The organism is Paraburkholderia sp. A3BS-1L, assembly GCF_051125215.1.
In the GTDB taxonomy this organism is placed as follows: Bacteria; Pseudomonadota; Gammaproteobacteria; order Burkholderiales; family Burkholderiaceae; genus Paraburkholderia.
Genome location: NZ_CP120443.1, coordinates 1,836,787 through 1,863,255, shown reverse-complemented (window position 1 = coordinate 1,863,255; position 26,469 = coordinate 1,836,787). Strand labels below are relative to the sequence as shown.

Below are 26,469 nucleotides of genomic sequence, written 5' to 3'. Positions count from 1 at the left end.
GCGAGCGCGCGGGGGCCATGATGGCCGGCGCGCAAAGGCCGTGCCGTCTGCATGGATCGTGCGCGCCGAAGCGTCGATGCGCATGCGCGCGCGGAGGCACACCGCGTGCGGGAAAGAAGACGTGGGATGCCCGGCTTCTCCCGTGCCGGACACGTTTTTCTCAGCCACGTTGATAAGGAGCACAAATCATGATGCGACATCGATTGATCATTTCAGCTGTACTGAGCGCCATTCTGGCCGCGTCCGGGGCTACGCTCGCGCAGACCGCAGGCGGCGCAGGTGCGGGCGCGGGCGGTAGTGCGGGCGGTAGTGCGGGTGGTAGTGCGGGCGCGCGCGGCGCCGCGGGTGCGGGCGGCGGCGTCGAAGGGTCGGCCGGCGGCCAGTCGACCGGCGTCTATCCGCCAAACACGCAGGGTGTCGAGCAGGCTCCTGCGGTCACCAGTTCATCGAGTTCCATGAACCCGAACGCCCACCGGACGCATTCGAAGAAGCACGTTAAGCGGCCCGCGGATATGAGCGGGTCGAGCCATTCCGGCAATGCGGCCGAGATGGGCGATACGCGCACCCCCCCTGCCGGCATGCCGGGCAACAGCGGCAGCAACGGCAACACTGGCAGCAACGGCAGCAGCGGCGACTAGCCGCGCTCGCCTCCGGGGCCGGGCGGGGTGCCGCGCATGACGGGCGCGCGCCGCCCGCCGCACTGCGCGAGACCGGCGCACGCGCCAGCCGCTATTGCCGGATCGCTTCGCGCAGGCGCGTCGCCTCGGCGGGCGCAACCGGCGCGGCGTTGTTGCCCCACGCGCCGCGCACGAAGCTCAAGACCTCGGCGATTTCGCCGTCGGTCAATTTCGCGCGGAAGCCGGGCATTTTGAGCGGCGCGCCGCCGCCGGCGGTCCGGGGGCTCTCGCTGCCTTCGATCACGAGGCGCAGCGCGCTGGTGGGATTCGCCGCCAGCGTGAGCGTGCTGCCTGCTAGCGGCGGCGCCTTGTCGGGCTTGCCGCGTCCATCGGCGCCATGGCATTTCGCGCAGTACGCAAGGTAGACGCCCGCGCCGGGCCGCTCGGGCACGCCGTCTTGCAGCACCTGACGGGTCGCGTCGCGCGCCGCCACGGTGTCGTCATAAGCGCCGCTGCGCGCATGGGCGGGCAGCGATTTCAGATAGATCGCGATGGCGTGCAGATCGTCGTCGCTCAGGTACTGCGTGCTCGCGCCCACCACGGGCGCCATCGCGCCGAATGCGTACGCGCGCGCGTTGTGACCATTGCGCAGGAACGCGGCGATGTCGTTCGCGCTCCAGCGCCCGAGGCCGCTGCCCGGGTCGCCCGTGAGGTTCGGCGCGAACCAGTTGTCGGTCACACCGCCGGTGAGATAGAGCGGGCTGCGTTCGTCGTAGCCCATCTCGTTGTAGGCGGGGCCGCGCGGCGTGTGGCATGCGCCGCAGTGGCCGAGCCCCTGCACGAGCCATGCGCCGCGGTTCCATTGCGCCGTTTGCCCCGGCTGCGCCTCGTAGCGGCGGTGGCGCGAGAACGCGAGGCGCCAGAACAACAGCACCCAGCGCTGGTTGAACGGGAACGGCAGACGCGTCGCCTGCACTTCGTTCGGCACCGGCGCGACGCCGTACATGAAGTACTGATAGAGCGCGTCCACGTCGCGCGGGGCGAGCGCAGCGAACGAGGGATAGGGCATGGCGGGATAGAGCCGCTTGCCGTCCGGCGCGATGCCTCGTTGCAGCGCCGCTGCGAATTGCGCCGGGGTGTAGCGCCCGATGCCATGCACGGGATCGGGGGTGATGTTGCTCGCGTAGATCGGGCCGAAAGGCGAAGAGATAGCCAGGCCGCCCGCGAACGGCTGGTGTTGTGCGGAATCGTGGCACGAGGCGCAATCGCCGGCCTGCGCGAGCTGCTTGCCGCGCGCGATCTGCGCCGGGTCCGGCGGCGGCTTGCGCGCATCGTTCGCCTCGCTGCCGCCCTGGTGGCAGGCGGCGCATAGCGCGGTGGCGCACAGCAGCGCGGCAAGCCGGTTCATCGCCATGATTCGCACAGGTGCTGCAGCGGCAACGCCACGAGCACCGATATCGTGAACACGAGGCCGATGGTGAAGGCGATGGAAACGGCCTCGCCGCACCAGGCCACGAAGTGCAGCGTATTGCGCTGCGGGCCGCGCAGCGCGAGCGCGCTGCGCCTGGCGCGGCGCGCCCCGATCACGCCGGCCAGCGCGAGCACGAACGCGGCGAACGACGCCAGCGCCAGCAGCCCGTGCACGATGCTCCACGGCAAGGCGTTGTGCTGCGTGACGCCGCCCACGCAGGCCGTTGCCACGAGGCTCATGCACACCAGCACATGCCCCATCCAGACGAACGGCACGCCGAGCAGACCATACCAGGCGGCGACGTGCAGCAAGCGCGCCGGCGCGGCGCGTCCGGATGCGGCGGCGGATTCCATCATCGGCTCCTGAACCAGTAAGGCGAGAGATAAAGCACGCTGAAAATGAAGAGCCACACGATATCGACGAAGTGCCAGTAGAGGCCGCCGATGTTGAGCGCGGCGTCGCGGCGGCCATCGAAATAGCCGCGCGCGATCCAGATGGCGAGCCAGACCAGCATGACCACGCCGGCCATCACGTGAGCCATGTGAAAGCCCGTGATCGTGAAGTAAAGGGAACCATAGAGGTGCGATGCGATGCCGTAGGCCCGCTCGTGCCATTCCGAAAACTGGATGCCCACGAATGCGCAGCCGAGCGCGACGGCCACCGCCATCGACCAGAACGCGGGCCGCGTGCGCGCGCGCCGCACGCATGCGCCGGCGAGCCAGACGAACCCGCTGCTCGCGAGCAGAATCGCGGTGTTCAGGCCGCTCACACCGAGCTTGGGCAGGCCTTCGGGCGGCCATGGCTGCGCGCTCTGCGAGGCGAGATAGAGGTAGGAGAAGATCAGATAGCCGAACAGCGCCGCTTCCGTGACCACGAGCGTGAGCACGCCCCACCATCCGCCCGCATGCTCGCCGGCGCTGCCCACGGGCAGCGCGAGGCTTTCGTCGTCGCTGCCGGGCGTTTCCGGGTCGAGATCGGGATTCCCGGCGGGCGGCGCGGGCTGAGGTGCCGGTTGAGGTACGAAAGGCTCGCGCTGGCCGAGCTCCTTGCGCGGCCACAGCCAAGCGAGCAGCGCGGCGGCGCAGGCGAGCGCGGCGAGCCCCGTGAGCGCCGCCGAATGCAGCAGCAGCCCGACGAACAGAAACGTTGCGGCCACACCGAGCACGAAGGGCGAATACGCATCGTCGGGCATCTTCAGGATGACGTCGGGCTCGCCGCCCAGCGGCGTGATGCCGAGCGCCTCGCGGCCGCGATGCAGCAGATAGCCGGGGCGCGCGAGGTGCGCGCCGCTTGCCCACAGCGGATCGCGCGAGCGCACGCTCGGCAGGACCGCGAAGTTGTACGGCGGCGGCGGAGACGAGGTGGACCATTCGAGGCCCGCCGCGCGCCACGGATTCGGCCCGGCGCGCTCGCCGCGCTTCATGCTCGCGAGCGCGTTGCCGATGAACATGACAATGCCGATGGCGAACACGAACGCGCCGATGGTGGTCACGAGGTTCGCGGTGTCCCAGCCCATGCCCTCGGGATAGGTGTAGACGCGGCGCGGCATGCCGAGCAGTCCCGAGATGTGCATCGGAAAGAAGCCGAGGTTGAAGCCCACGAACAGCACCCAGAACGTCCATTGCCCGAAGCGCTCGTGCATCAGCCGTCCCGTGAACTTCGGGAACCAGTAGACGAGCCCGCCCAGCACCGGAAACACGTTGATGCCGAGCAGCACATAGTGCAGGTGCGCGACCACGAAATAGGTGTCGGTGAGCTGCCAGTCGAGCGGCACGGCGGCCGTCATCACCCCCGAGACGCCGCCCACGGTGAACATCAGCACGAAGCCCGCGAAGTAGAGAAACGGCGTTTTGAACACGGGCTTGCCGGTCCAGATGGTGGCGATCCACGCGAACACCGCAATCGCGCTCGGCACCGAGATCAGCATGCTCGCCGCGCCGAAGAACGCGAGCGCGAGCGGCGGCAGGCCGGTCGCGAACATGTGGTGCAGCCAGACCTCGAAGCCCACCAGCATGGTCGCCACGGTCGAGAGCGCGACGGCGGCGTAGGCCGCGATCGGCCGCCGGCAGAAAGTCGGCAGTGCTTCGGAGACGATGCCCATGGCCGGCAGCACGACCACGTAGACCCACGGATGCGCGAAGATCCAGAACAGATGCTGCCAGAGCAGCGGGCGGCCGTCGGCGCTGGTGTCGAAGAAGTGCGTGCCCGCGTTGCGGTCGAACCAGAGCATGAAGAAGGCGAGGCTCACGGAGGGCACCGCGAGGAGATTGGCGCACGACGCCGTGAAGGTGCCCCAGACGAGGATCGGCAGCCGCGCGATCGACATGCCGCTGGCGCGCATGCGCAAGAACGTGATGACGAAGTTGGCCGCGCCCACCGTCGTGGAAATGCCGAGCAGCACCATGCCGAGCGCGTAGACGTCGATGTTCGGCCCGGGATCGTAGGCGGCCGAGGAGAGCGGCACGTAGTTGAACCAGCCCGCATTGGCGCCCTGGCCGCGCGGAAAGCTCGCATAGAGCAGCATGCCCGCGCCCAGAAAAATCCAGTACGACAGCGCGTTCAGGCGCGGAAACGCCATGTCGCGCGAGCCGAGCACGAGCGGCCACAGATAGTTGGAAAAGCCGCTCAGCACGGGCAGCGCATAGAGAAAGATCATCGTCACGCCATGCATCGTGAAGAGCTGGTCGTATTGCTGCGGCGTGAGCAGCGTTTCGTTGGGCTGCGCGAGCTGCGCGCGCATGACGAGCGCCTCTGCGCCGCCCAGCAGCAGGAACACGAAAGCGGTGACGAGGTAGCGTAGGCCGATGGTCTTGTGATCGACCGTCGAAAACCAGCCGCGCCAGCCGGGGCGCGTCTCCCAGATGGCTTCGAGGCGGCGTAAGGTGGGCTCGTCGAGCGGCGCGGTGCCGGTTTCGGGCACGCGCGAGAAGCGTGCCGCGCGCGGGCGGGAAGGCACTGTGGCGCGGCCTGATGAAGAGGATGCCGAACGAAGATTCATGGCGCGGGCGCGGTCAATGGAGCGTGTCGAGCCAGGCGCCCAGGTCGCTGGCCTCGGCGGGCGTGAGGGCGATGGAGGGCATCAGCGAGCCCGGCTTGATCTGCTGCGCATGGGCGATCCAGTCGAGCCGGTTCGCGGCGGTATTGGCGAGCGCGCCCGCGGCGATCAGCCGGCGCGACGCGAGATGCGTGAGGTCGGGGCCTTGCGCGCCGGTGGCCTCGGTGCCGCGCACGGCGTGGCAGGCCGCGCAGTGCTGCGCGAACACCCCGGCGCCGCGCTGCGCGGCGGGATTGCCGGGCGCGGCGGCGGGCTGCGCCTGGGCGCGGGTCCACTGTTCGAAGGCGTCGGGCGCCTGCGCCACGACTTCGAGCGCCATGTGCGCATGCTGCGGCCCGCAGAACTGCGTGCACTGGCCGCGCCAGACGCCGGGCCGGTCCGCTTCGATCCATTGCCGGTTGATCTGCCCCGGGATCGCCTGGGTCTTGCCGGCGAGGGCCGGCACCCAGAACGCGTGGACGACATCGGCGCTTTCGAGGTCGACGCGCACCGGCGCGCCGGTGGGAATATGAATCTCGTTGGCCGTTGCAAAAGCGGCGCCGGAGGACGTCGTATAAGTCACTTTCCACCACCAGTCGTAGGCCGTGACATGCACGGTGAGCGCGCTCGCGCGCGGCGGGTCCGCGACCATGGCCAGCACCCGCAGCATGCCCACGAGCGCGCCAAGCAGGAGCACCGTCGAAACGGCGGTGCCGATGGCCACGAAGCGGTTTGCGGTTCGCTCCGCTTTGCGTTCTGCCGTTTGTGCTGCCGTTTGCTGTTCCGCCGTAAGGGCTTCGTCTGGCGCCCGCGACGCGTCCCACGACGAGCGAGTGGCGCGCAGCGCCATCGCCAGCAGCACGGCGATCGCCACGCAGACGACCACGCACAGTGCCGCGAGCCCCCAGCCCAGCAGCTTCACAGGCGCTGAAGCCGGCCCTGCGCTATGCAGAAAGTACGCAAGCGGCGTGGCCGCGCGGCAGGCGTTGGCCGCCGTGGCGCAGCCGAGCGCGCCGGCGGCCGCCGCCCATGGGCGCGCCCACGTGTCGCGAAGCCGCCAGGCCGGACTCACGGCTGCTCCAATGGCAGGGCCGGCTGTGCGAGAGGCATGGGCGGTTCTCCTGAGCGGTGCTGAACGGCCTTGCCACGAGCGCAGAGCGCGTGCCCGATGCGGCGCGCGGATGCGCGAGTATTGGCATGCCGGTTGCGTGACCGAGTGGGTGGGCGGCATGGCGCCGCTGGGTCTTCCCGCGGGGTGTTCCATGCGCCTCGATTACACATTCGTACCGTCATGTCCCGCGTGCCGCTGCCGGCCCTGGCCGGCGCGGCGGCGCGCCCAACCGGAGTCAGCCTATGAAATTCGCCCTTGCAGTCATCGCCGGCGCCCTGGCGTGCGGCACGCCGTTGTGCGTTCAGGCGCAGCAGACCGAAGCCGCCTCGACCACCGCGGCCAATCCATTGCCTTCGGCTGACCGTGCGTTCGTGCAGGCGGCATCGATGTCGCCGTCCACCGAAATCGATGCGGCCAAGCTAGCCATGCATAACACCGAGAACAAGGACGTGCGCGCGTTCGCGCGGCATATGGCGTTCGATCACACCAAGCTCGCGGCGCAATTGAAGATCGCGGCGCCGCATGGCGTCACGGTGCCGGTGAAGAATTCGGATACCTCGGTGCTCGATGCGCTGCGCCCGCTCAAGGACACGGCATTCGACCAGGCCTATGCGCAGAAGCTGGGGCTGCAAGGCCACAAGGAAGCGGTGCAGGCGTTCCAGAAGGAAATTGCCGATGGCCAGAACGACGACCTGAAAAAGGCCGCGCGCAAGGCGCTGCCGACCATCGAGGAGCACTACCGCATGGCGCAGTCGCTTGCGCAGAAAGTGGGGGTGAGTACAACGGCGGCCAAGTAAGTTTGCCAGGCAAGCATGCCAGCCAGGTGTGCCAGGCAAGCATGCCAGGTGAGCATGCCAGGTGAGCATGCCAGGTAAGCGTTGCAAGTTCTCCGTGAGGCATTGAAATTTCGTTGCGTTGTAGAGGATCGGCGGCCCGTTGCCCGGATCATCACCTGCCGGACCGCGTTCTCAGCCGCCGCTCCTCTTCGCGCAATGCTGATGTGGACCGCGCGACGCTATTTCGAATGCTTCTTCGGAATCTTGGCGCCCGATTTGCGGGCCTGATTCAAGGCGATGGCCACCGCCTGCTTCTGCGATTTGCCGTGCTTCATTTCCGTCTTGACGTTCTTCGAGATGGCTTCGCGGGTTTTTCCCTTGCTAAGTGGCATGATGGTCCTCCTGTGAGAAACACCTGTATTGAGGCATGAGGCGTGCCTGTGTGCCTGCGTGCCTCGCATCGCGGTTCGCGGGGCACCGCCCATTGCTCACAACTCTCCGCGCGCCGCCAGCACACCGATGCGATCGGCCGTGCGGCAGGCCACCGCCTGAATCGTGAGCGACGGATTCACGCCGCCCACGGTAGGAAACACGGACCCATCGCAGATCCACAGATTCGGAATGTCCCAACTCCGGCAATCGGCGTTCACGACGCTCGTGCGGGCGTCGCTGCCCATGCGCGCGGTGCCGTTCAGGTGGCAGGTGTCGTCGTCCTGAGTCCAGATGTCGTGCGCGCCCGCCGCGTCGAGCGCGCGGCTCATGTGGTCGAGCGCATGGCACACGAGACGCCGGTCGTTCTCGCACATCGACCACGTCACGCGCGCGATGGGCAGGCCGAGTGCATCTTTCTCGTCGGCGAGCGTGACGCGGTTGCGTTCCTGCGGCATCGTTTCGCCCACCATCTTCAGCCCGGCCTGATGGTTGTAGCGGCGCATCTCGTCCATCAGCGCGTCGCCCCACAGGCCACGGCTCGTTTGCGTCGCCGCCCACACGAGCGGCAGCGGCCCCTGGCTCATGTAGCAGTAGCCGCCGTGAAAATCCTTGCCCTTGTCCTCGTAATTCCAGTGCTCGGTCAGCGCGAGCGAGGGCGGCCCCTTGTACCAGCGGATCTCTTCGTCCATCGTGCCCCAGGCGGCCTGGTTGGTCTGCACCATCAGGTTCTTGCCGACGAGCCCGGTGCTGTTCGCGAGTCCGTCGGGATAGCGCGCATTCGCGGAGAGCAGCAACAGGCGCGGCGTTTCGATGGCGTAGCCGGCCACCACCACATTGCGCGCGCGCTGGAACTGCCAGCGTCCTTCGCGATGAAAATGCACGCCGCTCGCACGACCCTGCGCGTTGGTTTCGATGCGGCCCACCATCGCGAGGTCGCGGATCTCGGCGCCCGCGCGCACGGCGCGCGGAATCCAGGTGACCAGCGCGCTTTGTTTTGCGTTGGTCGAGCAGCCCGTGACGCAAAAGCCGCGGTAGACGCACTGGTGCGCGTCGCCGCGCGGCGCGGAGAGCGTGGCGAGCGGGGTGGGCGACCAGCCAATCCCGAGCGCCTCGCAGCCGCGCGCGAGCACGAGGCCCGCCGCATTGATTTCGTGCGCGCGGTACGGGTAGCGCGGCCGTTTCGGGCCCCACGGATAGCGCACCGGCCCCGCGATGCCCAGCGCCCGCTCGACTTCGGTGTAGTAGCGCCACATCTCGCGCCAGTCGAGCGGCCAGTCGGCGCCGTAGCCGAGCCGCGTGCGCGCCTGGAACCACTCGGGCCGAAAGCGCAGCGACACCATCGCGAAGTGCACCGTGCTGCCGCCCACCGCCTTGCCGCTGTTGTTGCTGCCGAGCTGCAGCGGATTCTCGCCGTCGCAGATGCGCTCGTCGGTCCAGTAGAGCTTGGTCTGATCGGTTTCGTCGGAGGCGAACTCCTCGAGCGGACGCCACCACGCGCCCGCGTCGAATGCCACGACGCGAAAGCCGGCCTCGGCAAGCCTGCATGCGAGCGTGGCCCCGCCCGCGCCGGTGCCGACGATCGCGAAATCCACCATGTCGTCGGGCGCGTACTCGCGCATCGGCAGCCAGCCGCCGCGCCGGAACACATCCGGCGCCCGGCCGTGCCTGCCGCGCGGCGCTGCGCGCGCGTCAGCGACAGTGCGCACGTCAGCGCACACGCTGGTTCTCCCGGAGCACGGCCGCGCGTGCAGGGGCCTTGCTGGCCTCGTCGGCGTTGCCGGCTGTGTCGTCCTGTTCGGCCTCGTGCAGTTCGACGGCCTCCCACGGGTCGCGCCGATTGAAATAGAGACGCACGTAGCCGCGCGGATTCGCCGGCCCGCCGAAGCCGAGTTCGCTCCAGGCCGCCGGATGCGACCAGTACGCGGCGCTCAGATCGTGCAGCACGCGCTTGGCGAAGAACACGCCGCAAGGCATGCCATGCCACGCTGCGCAACGCAGTTCGCCGTGCTGCATGTGGGTGATCAGCGCAAGGCGGTCGGCGCTGCCGAGGCGGTGAAAGGGTTCGCCCAACGCGGCTTCGCTTTCGGCGTCGAGCGCGGCGAGTCCCGTGTCCCACGCCTCGCGCAACGGCGGCAGGCGCGCGTCGCGAAAGCCGTCACGGCGATCCGCAAGCAGTTTGCCGTCGAGCAGCGCGGCGATCGGCACGGCCGGCGCCATGCCCTCGTGCGGTTCGCCTCCTTCGCGGCATCCTTCGCCGCCTCCTTCGCCGTCCTGCGGGATGATGCACGCACACAGCGCCAGCAGCGTTTGCCAGCGCGCGGCGTCGAGATAGCGCGGCGCGCGAGGCGTCGCCAGACGCGCGTCGATCACGGCGCGCGTAGGCGCATCCCACGATGGCGTGTCGCGCTTGGCGAGCACGTCGTAACCGGGGTAGCGCGTGGTTCGGCTCATCGTTCTGTCTCCCTCATGCGCAGCGCGGCGAGCCCGGCGAGCGCCAGCGCGCTGAACGACGGCGGCGCGGGCAGCGGCGGGCCGGCGAAAAGGTTCTGCGACCAGTTGCGCCAGCCGCCCTGGGCGCGCGCCACGCCTTGCGCGTGAAAGCCCGCACCCGCGAAGCCGAGCGCCGCCGTGATGCGCAGCCACGCGCGCGCGAACGCGCTGGCCCGCGCGGCGTGCCTCGGCGGCGCGAGGGCGGCGTGCAGCAGCAGCGCGCCGCCCACGGGGGCGATCGTGACGGGCGCGTACATCGCCGGATGCTGGTATGCGCCGCGAAAATGCAGCAACGCTGCCTCGGCTGCCGTGCCGATGAGACCCACGCCGGCCACCAGCGCGAGCGCCTTGCCCGCGGGCACGCCGAACAGCCGCGGGTCGTGCTCCGGCTGGTCTCGCAAGGGCTCGGCGACGGCGCCCAGCACGCCGGAGAGCAGCAGTGCGAAAGGCGCGCCCAGCGGCGCGGCGTAAAAGAGGTTGTGCCAGCTCAGTGCGCCAGGACGCTTGGTCACGTTGTAGAGATGGAACGCGGTGCCCGCCGCGCCGGTGGCCGCGCTGCCGATCTGGATGGCGTGGCGCAGGCGCTGCGAGCCGGCGCGCGGGTCCGAGCCGCCGTGCAGCGCCGCCGCGAGCGAGCAGAGCGCGACGCTCGGCGCGAGATACATCGCGCGATTCTCGAAGCCGCCGCGATAGTGTTCCATCGCGCTATCGGCGAGGGTCGACAGCGCGAGCAGCGCAGCGCCGTGGCTGAACGCGCGCGCGGCGGCCACGTGCTTGCCGGACGCGCCCGCGTGCTGCGCATGGCGCAGGTCGCGCGTGGACCAGAGCGCGAGCGCCGTGCCTGCCGCCACGCTGACGATCCCGGTGGCGAGGCGAGCCGCTTGTGTCATGACGTGATCTCCCTGGCCTGTCACCTGTCCGGCGATGGCCGCCGAAGTCAGAGTTCGCGGCCGTCGCCTCCGATCGGCCCCGGCGATTCGGGCGGCACGTCTTCGCCGCGCTTCGCGAGCAGGCCGTTTTCCCAGTACCCGGGCGTGCCGTAGTACTCGTGCACGCTCGTGCTCCACTCGAGATCGGCCATGGCGGGCCAGTGATCCTTGTCGAAACCCGGCGCGAGCTTGACCCGTTCCGCGCTGACGTTCAGCAAGAAGCGCTTGTTGGTGGCATCGAGCGTGAGCGCGGACCAAGGCAGCGCGAGCAGCTTGTCGCCGATGCCGAGGAACCCACCGCTCGACATGACGGCATAGGCGACGCGTCCGCTGGCGACTTCCAGCATGATCTCCTTGATCTTGCCGATCTCCTGGTTATCCGAACTAAATACGCGGTCGCCCTCCAGGGTATTCGCCGCCATGACATAGGGGCCGGGGCCGGCCGCGGTTTCGTTGCCCTCGCCGACGATGCGCGCGCCGGTTTGCCGGGAGTCGGGATTCGAAGCGGGATTCAAAACCATGATGTGCTCCTCAAATGGACGCAAGGGTGCAGGAATCCGCTCGGCGGCCGCCCAGGCATCGGCGGGCCGCCGGACGTAACGGATGTGACAACCGGGGTTTCGCAACCGGCGGGCCCGGAAGGGCGCGCGCGGGCGCGGCACCATCCTTGCGTGCCCACGGTTTGACGATATGAAAAGGAGGGCACCGGGTATGAGCGACCTGTCACTTGTTGCCGTGGTGCGCGAAGAAAACCCTTGCACGCTGGACGCGCGCGCGATGCTCGACGAGCTGAGCGCCATGCTCGCGCTCTATAGCGCGGATGGCGCGCAGTCCCGATTCAGCATCGAGGACGTGCAGCGTTCGCGCAGCGCCTTTGCGGTGGCGCGCACGATCGACGGCCATGCAATCGGCTGCGGCGCCTTGCGGCGCTATTCGTTCGAGATCGCGGAATTCAAGCGCATTTACCGGCGCCCGCAATGTCCGGGCACGGGCGCCGCGATACTGCAGTTTCTCGAAGACGTGGCCGTTTCGATGGGCTACCGGCGCGTCATCCTCGAAACGCGCGCAGCGAATCGCCGTGCGGTGGCTTTCTATCAGCGGCATGGCTACGAAACCATCGAGCCGTTCGGTGAATACATCGGCGCGGCTGGCGTTCGCTGCCTTGGCAAGACGCTCGCGCCGGCACAGTGCTCCTGAAAGCTTCGGCATAGCCGATGCGGCTTCGTTTGCGCAGGCCGATTACCTCCAACCGAAGAAGGAGCCATCATGACCACGATCGCAGAAGTCATGACACGTGAAGCCGACGTGCTACCACCCGAAGCCTCGCTGCAAGAAGCGGCGCAAATCATGGATCGCCTCAACGTGGGTGTGCTGCCGATATGCGACGGCACGCGTCTCGTAGGCATGCTGACCGATCGCGACATCGTCGTGCGCGGCGTATCGGCGGGTGCGGGACCCGAGTCGCCGGTGCTGGAGGCGCTCAGCGACACCGTCGAATGGTGCTACGGCGACGACGACGTGAGCGTCGCCGAGCAGAAGATGGTCAGCCGCCAGATCCGGCGCTTGCCGGTCCTCGACCGCAACCGGCAACTGATCGGCATCGTGTCGCTTGGCGACCTCGCAACCTGGGCGGAGGGCGACCGCTCGTCGGTGCTGCGCGCGGTGTCCTCGCCTTCGCAGCCCGATCGCCGGGGGTAAGCGCGACGCATCGGCGGGGTTGTAGAAGCTACGCGTAAGCCATGAAACGGCATGTGGCGGCGCCGGCCGCCCGCTACGCGGGCCGCGCCGGCGCTGCCGCATCGGTGCATGGTGCGTCATGCGTCATGCGCATGGGCCTGACGCTTGCACGCAGCGGGCATACTGCCTTGCTGGCTGAGGACCCCCATGCCGCACCCGCCGCCCCTCTGTGCCCGCGATGGAACGCTGCCCGCGCCGCGCGGCATGCCGCGTCTCTTCGTGGTCTCGCCGCATCTCGACGATGCAGTGCTCGGCTGCGGCAGCCTGCTCGCGAGGTTTGGCGGCTCGGTGGTCTGCACCGTGTTCGCGGGCGAACCGGCCATTGCGAGATGCACGCCATGGGACGAAGCAAGCGGCTTTCGCGATTCGCACGAAGCCATGCGCGTGCGCTGCCGCGAAGACGAATGCGCGCTCGCTCATTGCGGCGCGAAGCCACTGTGGCTGAGATTCCCGGACGCGCAGTACGGCGCGGCGGCGCGGCCCGAAGCGATCGCCGCGGCGTTGGCCGAAGCGTTCGAGCAGGTTGGCCTGCACGGACGCTATCTGCCCGTGTTCCCGCTCGGGCTCTGGCATAGCGATCACGAATGCGTGGGCGCGGCGTGCCGGCTGCTGCTGCGCACGCGGCGCATGGCCGAATGCATCGCTTACGAGGACGCCATCTACCGCGCCATCCCGGGCGTGCTCGACGAGGGGCTGGCGCGCATTGAAGCGGCGCGGCTGTGCGCCAGCCCATGGCGCCCGCACGCGCTGGGCGCGTCGCCCGGACGATGGATTGCGGCGCTCAAGCGGCGCGCCGTCCTCGCTTACGCGAGCCAGTTGCGCGCGTTCCGCCGCTATCCGCCCGACGCGGCGCGGGCGGAGCGCTACTGGCGTGTCGCGCCTCGCATCTAGTTCTGCTCCAGATCGCATGACGACGCTGACGGCCGCGACAACAGCGACAACAGCGACAACAGCGACAACAGCGACAACAGCGACGGCCGCGGCGCGGCGTGCCTGCGCTCCGCGTCGCACACGGCCTCGCGCAGGCGCAGCACGCGTGCGGCGACGGGGCGTCGCCGGCGCGCGGCCCAGCGAATGCCGCGCACGAGCGCGCGCAGATCGTCGCTCGGGCGGGCTTCCTTGCAGGCGCTCGCCAGCGCGCGCCACGTCGCGGCCATGGCCTCGCGGCGCGGCAGCCGCAGCCACGCGACGAGCGCGGCGTTGCGCGCCAGCACGCGCCGGCGCAATGCGCTGTCGCGCACCGGCGAAGGGCGGTGATGCACTTCGAGCGAAGGCGCGTAGGCGATGTCGTAGCCGGCCTGCAGCACGTCGAGCGAGAGCAGCGCTTCTTCTCCGCCGATGAAAAGCTGCGGCTCATAGCCGCCCAGTTCGCGAAAGACGGCGGTGCGAAACACCGCGGCGCCCGCCATGAATCCGGTCAGACGGCGCAGCGGATGGTCGGCGGCCGCGAGCGGGCTCGCGGCCATGCGCTCGCAGGTGGGGTCGAGCGTTCGCGCCTCGCCGACCACCACGCGCGCGCACAGCGTGCCGATGCGTGGATGCCGTTCGAGCAACTCGACCGCATCGGCGAGGGCGCCGGGCTGCCATTCGGTGTCGTCGTCGCTGAACGCGACGTAGCGCGTGCGCACCTGCACGGCGCCCACATTGCGCCCGGCGGCGCCCAGATTGGCTCCGCAGCGCAGCACCCGCAAGCCGGGGCAGACATGGGCAAGCAGTTGCGGCGTGCCGTCGGTCGAGCCGTTGTCGACCACGATGACCTCGGGCCGCTCCGGCAGACGCAGCAGGGCAGTCACCGTGCGCACGGCCTCCGCGCGCCGGTTGCGGGTGAGCACCACCACGCTGATCAAGGGATTGAAGAATCTGTGCTGCACCTTGGCCTCCACGGGTTCGCCGGCATGAGCCGGCTTTCTCGTGCAACCGTCATTCCCGCGGCACCTGGAGCCCTGCAGCAGCGCGTGCAAGCCGGCGCGGCTCGAGCTGACGCTTTCGCGAGGCACACGCGATGCGCTACCTGGACCGTCGCCCATTTCAACACGGAGAAAGTTCATGACCACCAGCACGGATCCCAGTGTCTACAGAGTCACGGAAATCATCGGAACGAGTCCGAATTCGTGGGAGGAGGCTGCAAAGAATGCGGTGGAAGCCGCAGCCGATTCGCTGCGTCACTTGCGAATTGCCGAGGTATGTAAGCTCGACCTCAAAATCGACAACGGCAAGGTCGTGGAATATCGGACCCGGGTGTCCGTGTCGTTCAAATACGAGCACTGAGAAGATCGCGCGGGCGCCCCTCCAGCTCACGGTGAGGGGCGGGTACGATAAATGCGCAATGCGCATGCATGCGCCGGCTGTCGAGTCACGAAGCGGAAATCCAGCAGGCCGAGAATACCGGCCTGACGTCCACATGAAAAAGCCCGTGCTGCTCGACAACCGGCTGGCGGTCGAGGCCCGCTTGCGGCAGGGCCCGCGCCTTGCCGCGAGCGCCGTATCGGAGAGTCAATTGCCGCAAACTTACTTCTACATCAACGGCCCGAGCGACCGCCATTTCCCCGAGCAGGAACTGATCCGCCTCGACAAGGCCGGCTACACCGTCGCGCTCAGCCGTGTAGCGGTCGAGCACGTGGGTCCGTTCGTCGGCACGGAGCAGCGCACGGTGCTCAACGGCTTGTTGCGGCGCGCGGTGCCCGGCGACGAACTGGTCGTGCTGGACCTGGCGTGTCTGGGAAGCGGCGCCAGAGACGTGCTTGCGACGCTGCAAAAATGCCACAAGGAAAAGATTGCCGTGCGCTGCATTGAGTTCGGCAAGCTGGATCTGGCTGGCCATCCGGAATCTCACGCGATCAAGATGCTCGAGGCGGTCGTTCGGCTGGAAGCGCGAACCCGCAGCGAGCGCAGCAGCACGAGCCTGAAGCTCGCGCAAGAGAGCGGACGCTCCACGGGCCGCCCCGGCTCGCTTTCGCCGCAAGACCGGGAGGAGGTTATGGACTTGCTCGCGAAAGGCACGTCGATAAGCGAGATCGCGCGTCGTTTGGGAACCTCGCGTCAAACCATCATGCGCATCCGCGCGTCAACGGCGGCGCCCGACACAGCGGAGAAAAGCAGCGTCTGATGGCCGCCGTCGAACCAGGGGGCACGGCGTTTATTGGAACGGCGCACAGAGACTGTCGAAAGGCGCGGCGATCAGCACACAGGCGGTGAATGCCAGCGCGCCCGTGAAGACGACGGCTGCGGTCGCGCTGCACCACGCAACAAAGCACGCGGACTGGGACTTGCTGTTCGCCTGCGAGGCGAGACGCCGCCAGGCGCGTCCCGTGGCAATCGCGAGCGCCAGGCACACGGCGAACGCCACCGCGGAAACGAAGTCGATGAAGTGCTCGACTTCGTCCCACGGAAGTTCGCCGCTCTGGGTGACGCCGCCTGCGCATGCCGTCGACAAAAGCTCCAGGCACACGACGAGGTGCACCATCCAGATGAGCGGCACGGCGAAGAGCGCGGTCCACGCGGTGGCGCTTTGAATGCGCAGGGCGTGCCGAGAGTATGGAGAATGAGCGGTTTCCATCATCATCGGCCTCTGAGTCAATGCGGCGGCGGGGAGACGGAAGGGCGCGAGGCCACGCCGTCACGGCTCATCGCGCGCATGCGATGTGCCCATGCGGAAGGGGGATGCTTACTGTTCCGGCGCCGCCTGGGGCACGGCTCTGCCAATCTCCTCCAGCAGCATGGCGATTTCCTCTGGACGCGCCGGCTTGACGATGTGATGATCGAAACCCGCCTGCCGCGAGCGCTCGACATCGTCGGGGAGGCCGTATCCCGTCAGCGCCACGAGCACGGGGCGGCGGTTCCCGTTGACGCCCGCCTTGCGGCCTGAAATCCGCTCGGCCACTTCGTAACCGCTCACGTCCGGCAGGCCGAGGTCGAGGATGATGACCTGCGGCCTGAGCCTGTCCGCCATCGCCAGGGCCTGTTCGCCGCAGCTTGCGGTATGCACGTCGTGATGTTCCAGCACGGCGGCCAGGGAGCTCGATGCGTCGTCGTTGTCGTCCACGATCAGGACGCGAAGGCGGCGCGCGGCGGACCCGTTGCCGGCAGGCGGCGCTGGCACCGCGATGCGGGCGGGCGCGTGGCAGACCGGCAGCGTGATCACGAAGCGGCTGCCCTGGCCGCGGCCTTCGCTGGTTGCGTGGATGGTGCCGCCATGCATCGTCACCAGCGACCGGGCTACCGACAGGCCAATGCCCAGCCCGGATTTTCCCTTCGTGCTGTCTTCGGCGGCCTGCTCGAACAATTCGAACATCGAAGCGATGCTGTGCGGCTCCATCCCGATGCCGTTGTCCTCCACGCACACGTGCACTTCTTTGTCCGTCTCGTCGAGGCTCAGCCGGATATGGCCGCCGTCGGCCGTGTATTTCGTGGCGTTGTCGAGCAGATTTGCCAGCACCTGCGTGAGGCGCGTGGGATCGCCGCGCACGAACACCGGGTGGCCGTGCGCAATGCCGTCGACCTCCAGCCGATGGCCGTGCCGGGCCGCTGCCGGGGCGTTGATTTCGATCGCGCGCTCGATGGCGATCCTGATGTCGAACACTTCGCGGCGCAAGCGGATCTTTCCCGCCGAAATGCGCGAAAGATCGAGCAAATCGTCGATCAGGCTGGCAAGGTGTTTTGCCTGTCGCTCGACGACGCCCTGCAGCCACCGCAGCTGCGGCGCCGAAATATCGCGGCGCCGGAGAAAGCTCGCCGCGTTCAGGATGGGGGCGAGCGGATTGCGCAACTCGTGCGCCAGCGTCGCGAGAAACACGTCCTTGCGGCGGTCCGCCTGTTTGAGCTTGTCTTCCGCCTGCACACGGTCGGTGATGTCGGCCAGGGTTCCGGCCACGACTTGCCGCGTCCCCGTCGCATCGAGCAGGCAGCGGGCGCAGATTTCCACATGGCGGCGCTCCTGCGTCTTCAGCCGGCGGATTTCAAACGTGGCGTGCATCTCGTGATGGCCGGCGAATGCCGCATCCAGCGCCTCGTCCAGCCGTGCCGAATCCTCCGGTCTGGCAAGGAGCCCGGTGAACTGGCGGGCGCTGAGCGGCCCGCATTCCGGGGGCTGGCCGGTGATCTCGTACATCCGCTCGTTCTCCCAGACGGCGCTATCCGTCTCGGGGTCCCATTCGAAGATGCCGAGGCCGGCGGCTTCGGTCGCGATGCGCAGTCGTTCCTCGCTGCGGTGCTGCCCGGCCAGGGCGCGGTCACGCTCGCCGATTGCCTCGTTGACACGGCGATCCGCCTGGGACTGAAACTGTGTGATGCCCGTGCGGATCGCGTCGCTGAAAAAGGCCTCGATCGTTGCGTGCGTGGCCGGTTGATGCTGGCGCGAAGGGGCGCTGAGGAAATATTTCCGGACGCTCGCCTGAACGCATCGCTGCAACACGTCGAGCTCGGCGTACAGCTCATCGAGCGCGAACCCCTGTTGCCAGCGTTCCTGTGCATGCCGACGGGCGTCGTTTGCCGCGCGCAGCGCGCTCGCCCGCGGGGATCCGCTTTGCTCCAGCATCGCGCACAGCTCGTCGAACAGCGCCGGCAACTGATCGATCAGGCCGGTGACCGCTTCATGGCTGACCGGCTTGAGGCGGATCCGTTTGCGTACGTCGCGCAGCCAGTGCCGTGTCAGTTGCCGCCGGCGCGCGCAAAGGTATGCCGCGACACGGGCATTCGTCTCCTGAGCATCGTTCATTGTCGTTCATCGTCGTTTAGCGCCTGCGGATCGCGAGGCGGATAACAGGAATGAACCGGTTGCTGCGAACGCAGCTTCAAGCCAGAGCCCGGGGATCGGGGACCACCGCGGAAGGAAGCGGGGTCACCGACAGATTCAACGGCGCCTCGCCCAGCGTTGCGATGATATTGGCCGTGCATTGTGGCCCGGCAATGGCAATGTCGACAGTCATCGATTCCACACCCGTGTTGCGCTCGACGCGCACACTCCAGCGGCAAACTCTTGCGCCATGCCTGGAGAGGCATTGCCAGACCGGAATCACCTGGAGCCTGCCTTGAGTGGCGCGGATCATAAGCCTTTGCATGAGCACGTTGATGTCCCCTTCCTGCGAGTCTTCAGCCGGAAAAAACCCTATTGAAGCATAGGCCAGGGAACGCCGAATGGCAGTCCATGCCGATGTTCGTATATCACGCGTTACGGGCGAATGCGTTGCTCGCGCCGCTGTCGATACTGACGTTCCCGCCCTTGCGGCCGATGCGTCTTTGTGAACCCTTTATGGTTGCAAGCCCGCTTGATGCTTGCCTGCGCAGCGGTTCGCGAGTGCGGCATCGATCGCGTCGAGCCGTTCGAGCAGCGCGCCGGTCTGCGGCTGCAATTGCGGCGCACCGCAAGCGATGGCATTCACGCGGCCGCGCCAATAGTCTGGCGATGTCACGGCCGTTGTGTGCCGGCCGATATTCTCATGCTGAATGAGCTGCTCCAGACGCAGCACCATGGTGCGGATGTGCACCAGTTCGAGCATCGTTTCATCGTGCGAATGCATGGCTTTCCCCAAACGACTATTTTTTTCAGGCGAATGCCGATGCGCCGCCTGGCGTCCGCCCGCCGTGAACTGCAGCAGCGGTGGGTTCGGCATGTTTGTCTCGGTCATGCAAAGCAGGCTATTTTTATAGGTGCGTTGAAGTACTTATCGTCGTCCCTTCGCTGAAAAAAGTACACACTGGCTGCGTGTCCGTAACGTGGCCATTTCGGACCTGCGCAGGAACGCGGGCAAGCGTGCCATCTTCAAGAGGGCGAGGCGTTCTTGGCCGAAGCTGGCGACTGCGCGCGAGGTCATCTCGAGCAGCGGGCACGCAAACCGATAGACATCAAGCGACGTTGACCAACGGGGGGAACCGCAATGGCAACCGAACTGAAGCCCGGCAAGGCAGCGAATCGCCATGGAGGATTTGTCGATGGTTGGAGGACGATATGCGCATTGATCGTTCTCGCGGCATGCCGCCTCGCATGCGCAGGGCCGTTGGCCCCGGCAACCGAAGATGCTGCCCGCTTGCGCGCCACCTACCAGAGCCTGAAACCCCAACTCGACCATAACGCGTTTCATCGCAGGCTGTATCTCGACTCCCGGGAATCGCCCTCCACGGTCACCGGAGAAATCTACGCCGTAATGGACTACCCGTTCGCGACCGTCGACGAGGCCCTGAACGATCCGGCGAAAAGCCCGGCGAACTGGTGCGACGTGTTGATCCTGCATCCCAATATCAAATACTGCCGCGTCTCCGCCGATGGCAGCGGCAACATGCTGACCGTCAACGTCAGCCAGAAGGAAGCCGCCGAAGAGCTGGCCTCCACTTATCGTCTGCAATTCGGCTACGACGCGGCCGTCATGGGCCCGGGATACTTCCGCGTAGGACTCCACGCCGACAGCGGACCCCTGAACACCCGGGATTATCAGATCGTTCTGGAAGCGGTCTCGCTCGGCAGCGATCGCACCTTCCTCCACCTGACCTACGCATATAGCTACGGCACACTCGGGCGCCTTGCCATGAAAGGCTATCTGGCGACTTTCGGCAGCGGCAAGGTCGGTTTCACCAACATCGCGGCGCCCTCCGCGGCACAACCCGAGTACGTCGACGGAGTGCGCGGGCTCGTGGAGCGCAACACGATGCGTTACTACCTGGCCATCGACGCCTGGCTCGGCGAGCCGCCAGGCGCGTCCGGCGCGCGGCTCATGCAACGCCTGAGCCGCTGGTTCAGCGCCAGCGAGCAATATCCGCGGCAGCTTCACGAAATCGATCGATCGCAGTATATGCAGATGAAACAGGCGGAATACCAGCGCCAACAGACGGGGCAGTAACGGATGAAACCGGCGCCGAAGGGTGTCCGGTATGCATCCGTTACGGACATGCCGTGGATCGAAGCGTCCTCATATACTGAATTGCTTTGCCGAGGGCGGCGCGAAGAACCATTTTGCAGGCTCAGCACCGCCCCGAGGGGCTTGCGGCGATCCCCCTTTTTCGCGCTTTTTCGCGCTTTTTTCGCACTACTTTTCCCGCTTTTCTCCCGTTCCTTTCCCAATGCGTTCGCAGGAGTCGTTCATGCGGCTGACTATTCTGATCAACGGTTCGGACCCGACCATCAATCACGACTTTGCCGTGCTATGGCTCGACATGGAGCAAAAGCGCTGGTCGCGTGAATCGCACGAAGGCGTGAAGCTGCCGGCGTGGGGCGAGATTCGGGAAATCGATGGCGAGCTGGCGCTCTGCGCTCCCGAGGGTGAACGGCCCCTGTGCGAGATTCGGGGGCTCAACGTGACGCGCAGGCAGGAGATCAGCGCCGCGCAGGGGCGGGCAACGTGGCCATCCGACCCGGCGCAGACGAAGATGCTGGGCTGCTGGCGTTTGCAGGCCGTGGAGCGCGGGCCGATCAATGCAGAGGATTCGCTGTTTGCTGGCCATCAGGCGCTGCGCGCGTGGCGGCCACTGAGCGGCGCGCGGACCGGGCCCGCCGGGAAGCTGGGGAACGACGATGAACCTTCCGGGTAGCGATCTGCGATTGTTGACAGGCTCGATCGTGCTGCTGGCGGCGGCCTTCGGCGCGCTGGCCTGGTACTTCTGCGTGGCCCCGGGCGCGTGGGCGCAGTATCGCTTCGGGGGTCTTCTCGTGGGCGTGCTCGGGCTTGGCGGCGGTGCCTTGAGCCTGTGGGATGCGGTCTGCCGCACGCGGCAGAGCATGATTTCCGGGCTGATGCCGTCCGTCGTGATGTTTGCTGGTCTCGTGGCGATCTATACGGCGCTGGCGCACTTCTGAGCTGCGCAAAGAGGGGGCAAAGAAGGGACGAAGAAAGGCGAAGCAGGGGGCAAAGCGCCACGGCGCAAAGACGAAGAAAAATCTCCATCGGGCACGGCAAATGCGCACTAATACGCTTGCCCTCATGGAGCGAACTTGACTTGCCGTGACTTCATAGCGATTGGTGCGTCGACGGGCGGCGTCGACGTTCTGCGCACTCTGGTATCGCAGCTTCCAGCCGACCTGTGCGCCGCCATCGCGATCGTGCAGCACGTGGGCGCGCACGGAAGCATCTTGCCCTCGCTGCTCGAAGGTGCCGGCCCGTTGCGCGCCGTGCATGCAAGCGACGGCGAAACCTTCGTGCACGGCAGAATCTATGTGGCGCCGCCCGACCGGCACATGCTGGTGGAAGACGGGCATGTGCGGCTCGACGCAGGCCCCAAGCGCAACTTCGCGCGTCCCGCCATCGACCCGCTTTTCGAGAGCGCGGCTGCGGAGATGGGCGGGCGGGTGGTCGGCGTGATCCTGACGGGTTTCCTGAGGGACGGCGTGGCGGGTCTGGCCGCCGTTCACGCTTGTGGCGGGGTCACGATCGTCCAGGACCCGGCCGAAGCGTTCGCCTGCGAAATGCCCATGCGCGCGGAGCCTTATGCGGACTACGTCCTGCCGGTCGCGCAGCTCGCGGGCAGGCTCGTGGCGCTTACGCGCGGGATGCGCGTGGTGTGATGTGCCCGCGGGCCCGCAGCTCGCCCAGGGCGCGCCGCGCGGGCGCAATCAACCCGCAACCCGCAACCCGCAATCAACCGGAAGTACTTTCGCTGTCTCATCGGCCATGGCTGGAGGGATAATGGCGGTCTATGGTGCCTGCGCCCGTGCAGCGGCAGGCACGTTATCTTTCAAAGGACGAGCCAGCTATGGCGAAAAAGCGCGGGCCCAATCTACCTGGGCAGGCGAGGCATCCGGTCGTTGGTATCGGTGCATCGGCTGGCGGGTTGAATGCGCTTCTGGAGTTTTTCGAAGCCTTGCCTGCCCATTCCTCGATGGTATTCGTGGTCGTGGTCCACCTGGCGCGCGACCATGTCAGCGATCTGCCGGAGCTGTTGCAGAAGGCGACCGCCATGCCCGTGCTGGCGGTGACCCAGCCCACGTCCATCGAGCCCGATCATGTTTACGTGATTGCGCCGTCGTTCGAGCTCACGATGGTCGACGATTATTTGCGGGTCGAGCCGACCAGGCCGGACCAGGGGCGCAGGGCCGCCATCGACGTGTTCTTCCGCACGCTGGCGGAGGCGCACCGCGAGCGCGCGATCGGCATCGTGCTGTCCGGCGCGGGCTCGGACGGGGCGGCGGGCCTTGCGCGAATCAAGGAGATGGGCGGCATCACGTTCGCGCAGGACCCCGCCGAAGCGGAATACGACAGCATGCCGCGCAGTGCGATTGCCACCGGCATGGTGGATTTCGTGCTCACCGCGGCGGAGATGCCGCAACGGCTGATGGACCTGTGGCTGACCGCGAAAGAGATTCACCTGCCGAATCTCGAACCCGACGAGCGCGGCGAGGATCTCGCCAACGAAACCGCCGAGCGTGCGTTGCGCGAGATCATGGTGATCCTGCGCACGCGCACGGCGCACGATTTCCGGCATTACAAGCGCGCGACCATCATGCGCCGGATCGAGCGCCGCATGCAGGTGAACGGCATCACCGACCTTCAGTCGTACCGCGACTACCTCCACCTGCATCCGGAAGAAACCCAGGCGCTGCTGCAGGACATGCTGATCAGCGTGACGAACTTCTTCCGCGACAAGGAAGCGTTCGATGTGCTCGAGCGCGATGTGCTGCCGGCGATCTTCGAAGGGCGCAGCGAGGAGGACCGCATTCGGGTGTGGTCAGTCGGCTGCGCGACCGGCGAAGAGGCTTATTCGCTGGCGATGCTGCTGCAGGAGCGCGCGGCCAAGGTGCCCGAGGGCGCCTCCTTCCAGATTTTCGCCACCGACATCGACGAGCGGGCGATCACCCTCGCGCGCACCGGCCTCTATCCCGATGCCATCGTGAACGATCTCACCCCTGGCCGGTTGCGCCAGTTCTTTTCGAAAGACGGCACGCACTATCGCATCAAGAAGGAATTGCGCGAGCACATGCTGTTCGCGCATCACAACGTGCTGAGCGACCCGCCGTTCTCGCGCCTCGACCTGATCTGCTGCCGCAACCTGCTGATCTATCTCGACCGCGAAGCGCAGGTCGAGGTTCTCAAGATGTTTCATTTCGCTCTGCGTCCGGGCGGCATTCTTTTTCTCGGCAGCTCCGAGTCCGCGGATAGCGTCAGCTCGATGTTCAGCGTCGTGGACAAGCGCAACCGCATCTACCGCGCGAACATGGCGGTGCGCGGCGACACGCCGGTTCCGGTCTCGCTTTCCGGGCCGCTCAATGCGCGGCCCGTCGTGATGACGGTGCAGCCGCCCGGCCGCCGGCGCTTCTCGTTCGGCGATCTGCATCAGCGCCTCGTCGAACAGCACGCGCCGCCCAGCGTGCTGGTGAGCCGCGAGTCGGAAATCGTGCATCTGTCCGATCGCGCCGGGCGCTTCCTGCAGTATTCCGGCGGCGAGCCCTCGCATAACCTCATCGCCGCGGTGCGTCCCGAGCTGCGCGTGGAGCTGCGCACGGCAATCTACCAGGCCTTGCACACGAACCGCAGCGTGGAGGCGCGGCGCGTGCGCATCGACCGCGACGGCCGTTCGTATATCGTCAACATGACGACGCGTCCCGTGCACGATCCCGAAGCCAACGCCGACTTCGTGCTCGTGCTGTTCGACGAAGTGGAAGACAGCATGAGCGGGTCGGAATCCGCGCCGGGCGACTCCCAGAAGGACCCGATCATCAGCCAGCTCGAGCGCGAGCTGCAGCGCACCAAGGAGCAGCTGCAATCGACCATCGAGCAGTCGGAAACCTCGACCGAGGAATTGAAGGCGTCGAACGAGGAGCTTCAGGCGATCAACGAGGAACTGCGCTCGGCCACCGAGGAGCTCGAAACCAGCAAGGAAGAGCTGCAATCGATCAACGAGGAGCTGACCACCGTTAACGCGGAGCTCAAGTCGAAGGTCGAGGAAACCGGCAAGATCAACGACGACTTGCAGAACCTGATCGCTGCCAACGATATCGGCACGATCTTCGTAGACCGCAATATTTGCATCAAGCGCTATACGCCGCGCGCCACCGATGTATTCAGCATCATTCCGTCCGATATCGGACGCTCGCTGCTCGACATCACGCATCGGCTCGAATACGACAAGCTCGCCGACGACGCAGCCGAGGCGTTCGACTCGCTGCGCCTCATCGAGCGGGAGCTGAAAAGCAACGACGGCCGCTGGTATCTCGCGCGCTTCGTGCCGTACCGCACGACCGAGGACCGCATCGACGGCGCGGTGCTTTCGTTCATCGACATCACGGACCGCCGCCAGGCCGAGGACCGGCTGCGCGAAGGCGAGCGGCGCATGCGCATCGTGGCCGAGGGAACGCGCGATTACGCGATTATCACGTTCGACGACGATGGCCTCGTCACGAGCTGGAACGCAGGCGCGGAGCGCATTTTCGGCTACACCGAGGCGGAGATGATCGGCCACTCCGCCGATCTGCTCTCGACCGAGGAGGACCGCACCAATAACGTCGCGCAGCGCGAATTCGCCGAGGCGCGCCTGAATGGCCGCACCGAGGAGGAGCGCTGGCACGTGCGCAAGGACGGCAGCCGCTTCTTTGCGAGCGGCGTGCTTTCGCGTCTGGACGCGCCCGGCGTCAGCGGTTTCGCGAAGATCGCGCGCGACCTGAGCGAATTCAGCTCGACCACCTCGAAGGCCCACGGCGCACGCATCGAAGCGGCGCGCGAGGCGGGCGAGCGCGATGCCCAGCGCCGCCGCGACGAGTTTCTCGCCGTGGTGTCGCACGAGCTCAAGCATCCGCTCAATCTGATTTCGGCCAGCGCGGAACTGATCGCGCGCGCGCCCGAGACGCGGCGCAACCTCAATCTCTCGCGCGCCACCGATACGATCCGGCGCACCGTGATCGGCCAGGCGCAGATCATCGACGACCTGCTCGACATCTCGCGCGTGCGCACCGGCAAGCTCTCGGTGGTGCGCACGGCCGTGGACATGCGCGAGATCGTGCAGCGGGTGTGCAACGCCGTGCGCGAGGAAGCGCAGGAGCGCAGCATTGCGCTCAACGTCACGATGAGCGAGGCGCCCGTGATCGTTCACGCCGACCTCACGCGAGTGGAGCAGATCGTCTGGAACCTGATCAGCAACGCGCTGAAGTTTACGAAGCGCGGCGCCGTGAACGTTTCGCTGCAGGTCAACGAGCATGCGGAAGCCGTGTTGAAGGTAGCCGATACGGGCAGCGGGATCGAGCCCGCGCTGTTGCCGCACATCTTCGAGATGTATCAGCAAAGCCGCGACTCGACCATGCGCCGCGCGGGCCTCGGCATTGGGCTCGCGCTGGTGAGGGATCTCGTGACGCTGCACGGCGGCGCGGTGCGTGCGGAGTCGGAAGGCGTCGGACGCGGCACGACCTTTACGGTGACGCTGCCCACGCATCGGGCCCTGGAGCAGGCGCAGGCCGACAGCGACGTGGCCGCCGAATCGCTGCACGGGTTGCGCATCCTGATGGTGGACGACGATCCGACCACCGTCGAAACGTTCAGGCTCCTGCTCGAAGGCGAGGGCGCGACGGTGCAAACGGCCACCAGCGGCGCGCAGGCGCTGGAGATGCTCGATGGGCGCGCGCCCGATGTCGTGCTGTCCGACCTGGGCATGCCGGGCATGGATGGCGTCGAGTTCATCGAAAAGCTGCGCCGGGAGCCGGCAATGAAATCGGTGATCTGCATTGCGCTGAGCGGCTATGGCCACGAGGAGGAAATCCGCCAGGCCGAGCATGCCGGCTTCAACGCCCACCTGAAAAAGCCCGTGCTGCTCGACGATCTGCTGGCGGTCGTGGCCCGCTTGCGGCGGGGCTGACTGCGCGGCTGACTGCGCGGCTGACTCCGGCGCTGAATCGTCTTGCGGCCTGCGTCGAATCGCAGGCCGCATGACGGCGTGAGGGCGTCCCCCCGGTCGCCGGGGAATGGC

The 26,469-nt window shown here is 67.2% G+C and carries 26 protein-coding genes; 12 read left to right on the top strand and 14 right to left on the bottom strand.

The features are described 5' to 3' along the window. Positions 1-188 precede the first annotated feature (188 nt). The gene (locus tag P5W99_RS23480; RefSeq protein WP_434663213.1) at positions 189-638 is read left to right on the top strand and encodes a hypothetical protein; all 450 of its coding nucleotides are present in this window, start codon (positions 189-191) and stop codon (positions 636-638) included. A gap of 91 nt (positions 639-729) precedes the next feature. Here the strand turns inward: P5W99_RS23480 and P5W99_RS23475 are convergent, their stop codons facing one another. The 4 genes from P5W99_RS23475 to coxB are packed head-to-tail and all read right to left on the bottom strand — an operon-like array spanning position 730 to position 6,305. After that, complete coding sequence (locus tag P5W99_RS23475; RefSeq protein ID WP_421025775.1) at positions 730-2,031, bottom strand: c-type cytochrome; 1,302 nt, start codon at positions 2,029-2,031, stop codon at positions 730-732. After that, positions 2,022-2,444: a hypothetical protein gene (locus tag P5W99_RS23470; protein WP_434663208.1), complete on the bottom strand. Its 423-nt coding sequence runs from the start codon at positions 2,442-2,444 to the stop codon at positions 2,022-2,024. The genes P5W99_RS23475 and P5W99_RS23470 overlap by 10 nt, the downstream gene beginning before the upstream one ends. Continuing rightward, positions 2,441-5,086, bottom strand: coding sequence for a cytochrome c oxidase subunit I (ctaD, locus tag P5W99_RS23465; protein WP_434663206.1), 2,646 nt, complete (start codon positions 5,084-5,086; stop codon positions 2,441-2,443). Before ctaD ends, P5W99_RS23470 begins: the two co-directional genes overlap by 4 nt. Before the next feature lie 13 nt (positions 5,087-5,099). After that, positions 5,100-6,305, bottom strand: a complete 1,206-nt coding sequence (gene coxB, locus P5W99_RS23460) for a cytochrome c oxidase subunit II (RefSeq protein WP_434664477.1) — start codon at positions 6,303-6,305, stop codon at positions 5,100-5,102. A gap of 170 nt (positions 6,306-6,475) precedes the next feature. Here coxB and P5W99_RS23455 point away from each other — a divergent pair, with 170 nt between their 5' ends. After that, a complete protein-coding gene (locus P5W99_RS23455) occupies positions 6,476-7,030 on the top strand; it encodes a DUF4142 domain-containing protein (RefSeq protein WP_434663203.1) in 555 nt (184 codons plus the stop codon). 218 nt (positions 7,031-7,248) lie between these two features. Here the strand turns inward: P5W99_RS23455 and P5W99_RS23450 are convergent, their stop codons facing one another. From P5W99_RS23450 to P5W99_RS23430, 5 genes are all read right to left on the bottom strand, one after another. Then, positions 7,249-7,401: a DUF6496 domain-containing protein gene (locus P5W99_RS23450; RefSeq protein WP_167556472.1), complete on the bottom strand. Its 153-nt coding sequence runs from the start codon at positions 7,399-7,401 to the stop codon at positions 7,249-7,251. A 96-nt stretch (positions 7,402-7,497) separates the two neighbouring features. Continuing rightward, the gene (locus tag P5W99_RS23445) at positions 7,498-9,159 is read right to left on the bottom strand and encodes a GMC family oxidoreductase (RefSeq protein WP_421025771.1); all 1,662 of its coding nucleotides are present in this window, start codon (positions 9,157-9,159) and stop codon (positions 7,498-7,500) included. Then, positions 9,149-9,892: a gluconate 2-dehydrogenase subunit 3 family protein gene (locus P5W99_RS23440; protein WP_421025770.1), complete on the bottom strand. Its 744-nt coding sequence runs from the start codon at positions 9,890-9,892 to the stop codon at positions 9,149-9,151. Before P5W99_RS23440 ends, P5W99_RS23445 begins: the two co-directional genes overlap by 11 nt. After that, positions 9,889-10,821: a hypothetical protein gene (locus P5W99_RS23435; protein WP_421025769.1), complete on the bottom strand. Its 933-nt coding sequence runs from the start codon at positions 10,819-10,821 to the stop codon at positions 9,889-9,891. Before P5W99_RS23435 ends, P5W99_RS23440 begins: the two co-directional genes overlap by 4 nt. 47 nt (positions 10,822-10,868) lie before the next feature. Beyond that, positions 10,869-11,381 carry a PRC-barrel domain-containing protein gene (locus P5W99_RS23430; RefSeq protein WP_421025768.1) on the bottom strand — a complete coding sequence of 171 codons (513 nt, stop codon included), beginning with the start codon at positions 11,379-11,381 and terminating at the stop codon, positions 10,869-10,871. Positions 11,382-11,571: 190 nt separating this feature from the next. On the opposite strand from P5W99_RS23430, the gene P5W99_RS23425 reads away from it, so the two are divergent. The 3 genes from P5W99_RS23425 to P5W99_RS23415 all read left to right on the top strand — a co-directional run bounded on the left by P5W99_RS23425 (position 11,572) and on the right by P5W99_RS23415 (position 13,488). Then, positions 11,572-12,057, top strand: coding sequence for a GNAT family N-acetyltransferase (locus P5W99_RS23425; RefSeq protein WP_421025767.1), 486 nt, complete (start codon positions 11,572-11,574; stop codon positions 12,055-12,057). Positions 12,058-12,126: 69 nt separating this feature from the next. Continuing rightward, positions 12,127-12,558 carry a CBS domain-containing protein gene (locus tag P5W99_RS23420; protein WP_421025766.1) on the top strand — a complete coding sequence of 144 codons (432 nt, stop codon included), beginning with the start codon at positions 12,127-12,129 and terminating at the stop codon, positions 12,556-12,558. A gap of 186 nt (positions 12,559-12,744) precedes the next feature. Continuing rightward, positions 12,745-13,488 carry a PIG-L family deacetylase gene (locus P5W99_RS23415; RefSeq protein ID WP_421025765.1) on the top strand — a complete coding sequence of 248 codons (744 nt, stop codon included), beginning with the start codon at positions 12,745-12,747 and terminating at the stop codon, positions 13,486-13,488. On the opposite strand, the gene P5W99_RS23410 is transcribed toward P5W99_RS23415, so the two are convergent. Continuing rightward, positions 13,485-14,468 carry a glycosyltransferase family 2 protein gene (locus tag P5W99_RS23410; RefSeq protein WP_434663196.1) on the bottom strand — a complete coding sequence of 328 codons (984 nt, stop codon included), beginning with the start codon at positions 14,466-14,468 and terminating at the stop codon, positions 13,485-13,487. The two genes, P5W99_RS23415 and P5W99_RS23410, sit on opposite strands and share 4 nt — an antisense overlap. 175 nt (positions 14,469-14,643) lie before the next feature. Here P5W99_RS23410 and P5W99_RS23405 point away from each other — a divergent pair, with 175 nt between their 5' ends. Together P5W99_RS23405 and P5W99_RS23400 are read left to right on the top strand one after the other, a co-directional pair. Then, complete coding sequence (locus tag P5W99_RS23405; RefSeq protein WP_421025763.1) at positions 14,644-14,865, top strand: dodecin family protein; 222 nt, start codon at positions 14,644-14,646, stop codon at positions 14,863-14,865. 145 nt (positions 14,866-15,010) lie between these two features. Next, positions 15,011-15,703: a helix-turn-helix domain-containing protein gene (locus P5W99_RS23400; protein WP_434663193.1), complete on the top strand. Its 693-nt coding sequence runs from the start codon at positions 15,011-15,013 to the stop codon at positions 15,701-15,703. A gap of 30 nt (positions 15,704-15,733) precedes the next feature. Here P5W99_RS23400 and P5W99_RS23395 read toward each other — a convergent pair whose 3' ends face one another. The 4 genes from P5W99_RS23395 to P5W99_RS23380 form a co-directional block, all read right to left on the bottom strand. Further along, positions 15,734-16,159 carry a hypothetical protein gene (locus P5W99_RS23395; RefSeq protein ID WP_421025761.1) on the bottom strand — a complete coding sequence of 142 codons (426 nt, stop codon included), beginning with the start codon at positions 16,157-16,159 and terminating at the stop codon, positions 15,734-15,736. A gap of 102 nt (positions 16,160-16,261) precedes the next feature. Then, entirely contained in the window at positions 16,262-18,310 is a 2,049-nt protein-coding gene (locus P5W99_RS23390) for an ATP-binding protein (RefSeq protein ID WP_434663190.1), read from the bottom strand. Positions 18,311-18,386: 76 nt separating this feature from the next. Then, a complete protein-coding gene (locus P5W99_RS23385; RefSeq protein ID WP_421025759.1) occupies positions 18,387-18,641 on the bottom strand; it encodes a hypothetical protein in 255 nt (84 codons plus the stop codon). 201 nt (positions 18,642-18,842) lie between these two features. Further along, positions 18,843-19,205 (bottom strand): hypothetical protein, encoded by a 363-nt coding sequence (locus P5W99_RS23380; protein ID WP_421025758.1) that lies wholly within the window; start codon positions 19,203-19,205, stop codon positions 18,843-18,845. A gap of 264 nt (positions 19,206-19,469) precedes the next feature. Between P5W99_RS23380 and P5W99_RS23375 the strand changes: the two genes are divergently transcribed. The 5 genes from P5W99_RS23375 to P5W99_RS23355 all read left to right on the top strand — a co-directional run bounded on the left by P5W99_RS23375 (position 19,470) and on the right by P5W99_RS23355 (position 26,358). Then, on the top strand, positions 19,470-20,426 hold the full coding sequence (locus P5W99_RS23375) for a hypothetical protein (RefSeq protein ID WP_434663185.1): 957 nt from the start codon (positions 19,470-19,472) through the stop codon (positions 20,424-20,426). Between the two features lie 241 nt (positions 20,427-20,667). Beyond that, positions 20,668-21,114 carry a DUF3564 family protein gene (locus P5W99_RS23370; protein WP_421025757.1) on the top strand — a complete coding sequence of 149 codons (447 nt, stop codon included), beginning with the start codon at positions 20,668-20,670 and terminating at the stop codon, positions 21,112-21,114. After that, positions 21,098-21,379, top strand: a complete 282-nt coding sequence (locus P5W99_RS23365) for a hypothetical protein (RefSeq protein ID WP_421025756.1) — start codon at positions 21,098-21,100, stop codon at positions 21,377-21,379. The genes P5W99_RS23370 and P5W99_RS23365 overlap by 17 nt, the downstream gene beginning before the upstream one ends. Before the next feature lie 135 nt (positions 21,380-21,514). Next, a complete protein-coding gene (locus P5W99_RS23360) occupies positions 21,515-22,084 on the top strand; it encodes a chemotaxis protein CheB (RefSeq protein WP_421025755.1) in 570 nt (189 codons plus the stop codon). A 188-nt stretch (positions 22,085-22,272) separates the two neighbouring features. Beyond that, positions 22,273-26,358: a CheR family methyltransferase gene (locus P5W99_RS23355; protein WP_421025754.1), complete on the top strand. Its 4,086-nt coding sequence runs from the start codon at positions 22,273-22,275 to the stop codon at positions 26,356-26,358. Positions 26,359-26,469: the final 111 nt, after the last annotated feature.

What these genes read in the sequence shown, in the direction of transcription:
- P5W99_RS23385 (WP_421025759.1), bottom strand. Translation starts at nt 18,641, where the DNA reads ATGATCCGCGCCACTCAAGGCAGGCTCCAGGTGATTCCGGTCTGGCAA.
- P5W99_RS23395 (WP_421025761.1), bottom strand. Translation starts at nt 16,159, where the DNA reads ATGATGATGGAAACCGCTCATTCTCCATACTCTCGGCACGCCCTGCGC.
- P5W99_RS23450 (WP_167556472.1), bottom strand. Translation starts at nt 7,401, where the DNA reads ATGCCACTTAGCAAGGGAAAAACCCGCGAAGCCATCTCGAAGAACGTC.
- P5W99_RS23370 (WP_421025757.1), top strand. Translation starts at nt 20,668, where the DNA reads ATGCGGCTGACTATTCTGATCAACGGTTCGGACCCGACCATCAATCAC.
- P5W99_RS23430 (WP_421025768.1), bottom strand. Translation starts at nt 11,381, where the DNA reads ATGGTTTTGAATCCCGCTTCGAATCCCGACTCCCGGCAAACCGGCGCG.
- P5W99_RS23415 (WP_421025765.1), top strand. Translation starts at nt 12,745, where the DNA reads ATGCCGCACCCGCCGCCCCTCTGTGCCCGCGATGGAACGCTGCCCGCG.
- P5W99_RS23480 (WP_434663213.1), top strand. Translation starts at nt 189, where the DNA reads ATGATGCGACATCGATTGATCATTTCAGCTGTACTGAGCGCCATTCTG.
- P5W99_RS23440 (WP_421025770.1), bottom strand. Translation starts at nt 9,892, where the DNA reads ATGAGCCGAACCACGCGCTACCCCGGTTACGACGTGCTCGCCAAGCGC.
- P5W99_RS23455 (WP_434663203.1), top strand. Translation starts at nt 6,476, where the DNA reads ATGAAATTCGCCCTTGCAGTCATCGCCGGCGCCCTGGCGTGCGGCACG.
- P5W99_RS23365 (WP_421025756.1), top strand. Translation starts at nt 21,098, where the DNA reads ATGAACCTTCCGGGTAGCGATCTGCGATTGTTGACAGGCTCGATCGTG.
- P5W99_RS23420 (WP_421025766.1), top strand. Translation starts at nt 12,127, where the DNA reads ATGACCACGATCGCAGAAGTCATGACACGTGAAGCCGACGTGCTACCA.
- P5W99_RS23435 (WP_421025769.1), bottom strand. Translation starts at nt 10,821, where the DNA reads ATGACACAAGCGGCTCGCCTCGCCACCGGGATCGTCAGCGTGGCGGCA.
- P5W99_RS23390 (WP_434663190.1), bottom strand. Translation starts at nt 18,310, where the DNA reads ATGAACGATGCTCAGGAGACGAATGCCCGTGTCGCGGCATACCTTTGC.
- P5W99_RS23375 (WP_434663185.1), top strand. Translation starts at nt 19,470, where the DNA reads ATGGCAACCGAACTGAAGCCCGGCAAGGCAGCGAATCGCCATGGAGGA.
- P5W99_RS23405 (WP_421025763.1), top strand. Translation starts at nt 14,644, where the DNA reads ATGACCACCAGCACGGATCCCAGTGTCTACAGAGTCACGGAAATCATC.
- P5W99_RS23475 (WP_421025775.1), bottom strand. Translation starts at nt 2,031, where the DNA reads ATGGCGATGAACCGGCTTGCCGCGCTGCTGTGCGCCACCGCGCTATGC.
- P5W99_RS23380 (WP_421025758.1), bottom strand. Translation starts at nt 19,205, where the DNA reads ATGCCGAACCCACCGCTGCTGCAGTTCACGGCGGGCGGACGCCAGGCG.
- P5W99_RS23470 (WP_434663208.1), bottom strand. Translation starts at nt 2,444, where the DNA reads ATGATGGAATCCGCCGCCGCATCCGGACGCGCCGCGCCGGCGCGCTTG.
- ctaD (WP_434663206.1), bottom strand. Translation starts at nt 5,086, where the DNA reads ATGAATCTTCGTTCGGCATCCTCTTCATCAGGCCGCGCCACAGTGCCT.
- P5W99_RS23355 (WP_421025754.1), top strand. Translation starts at nt 22,273, where the DNA reads ATGGCGAAAAAGCGCGGGCCCAATCTACCTGGGCAGGCGAGGCATCCG.
- P5W99_RS23425 (WP_421025767.1), top strand. Translation starts at nt 11,572, where the DNA reads ATGAGCGACCTGTCACTTGTTGCCGTGGTGCGCGAAGAAAACCCTTGC.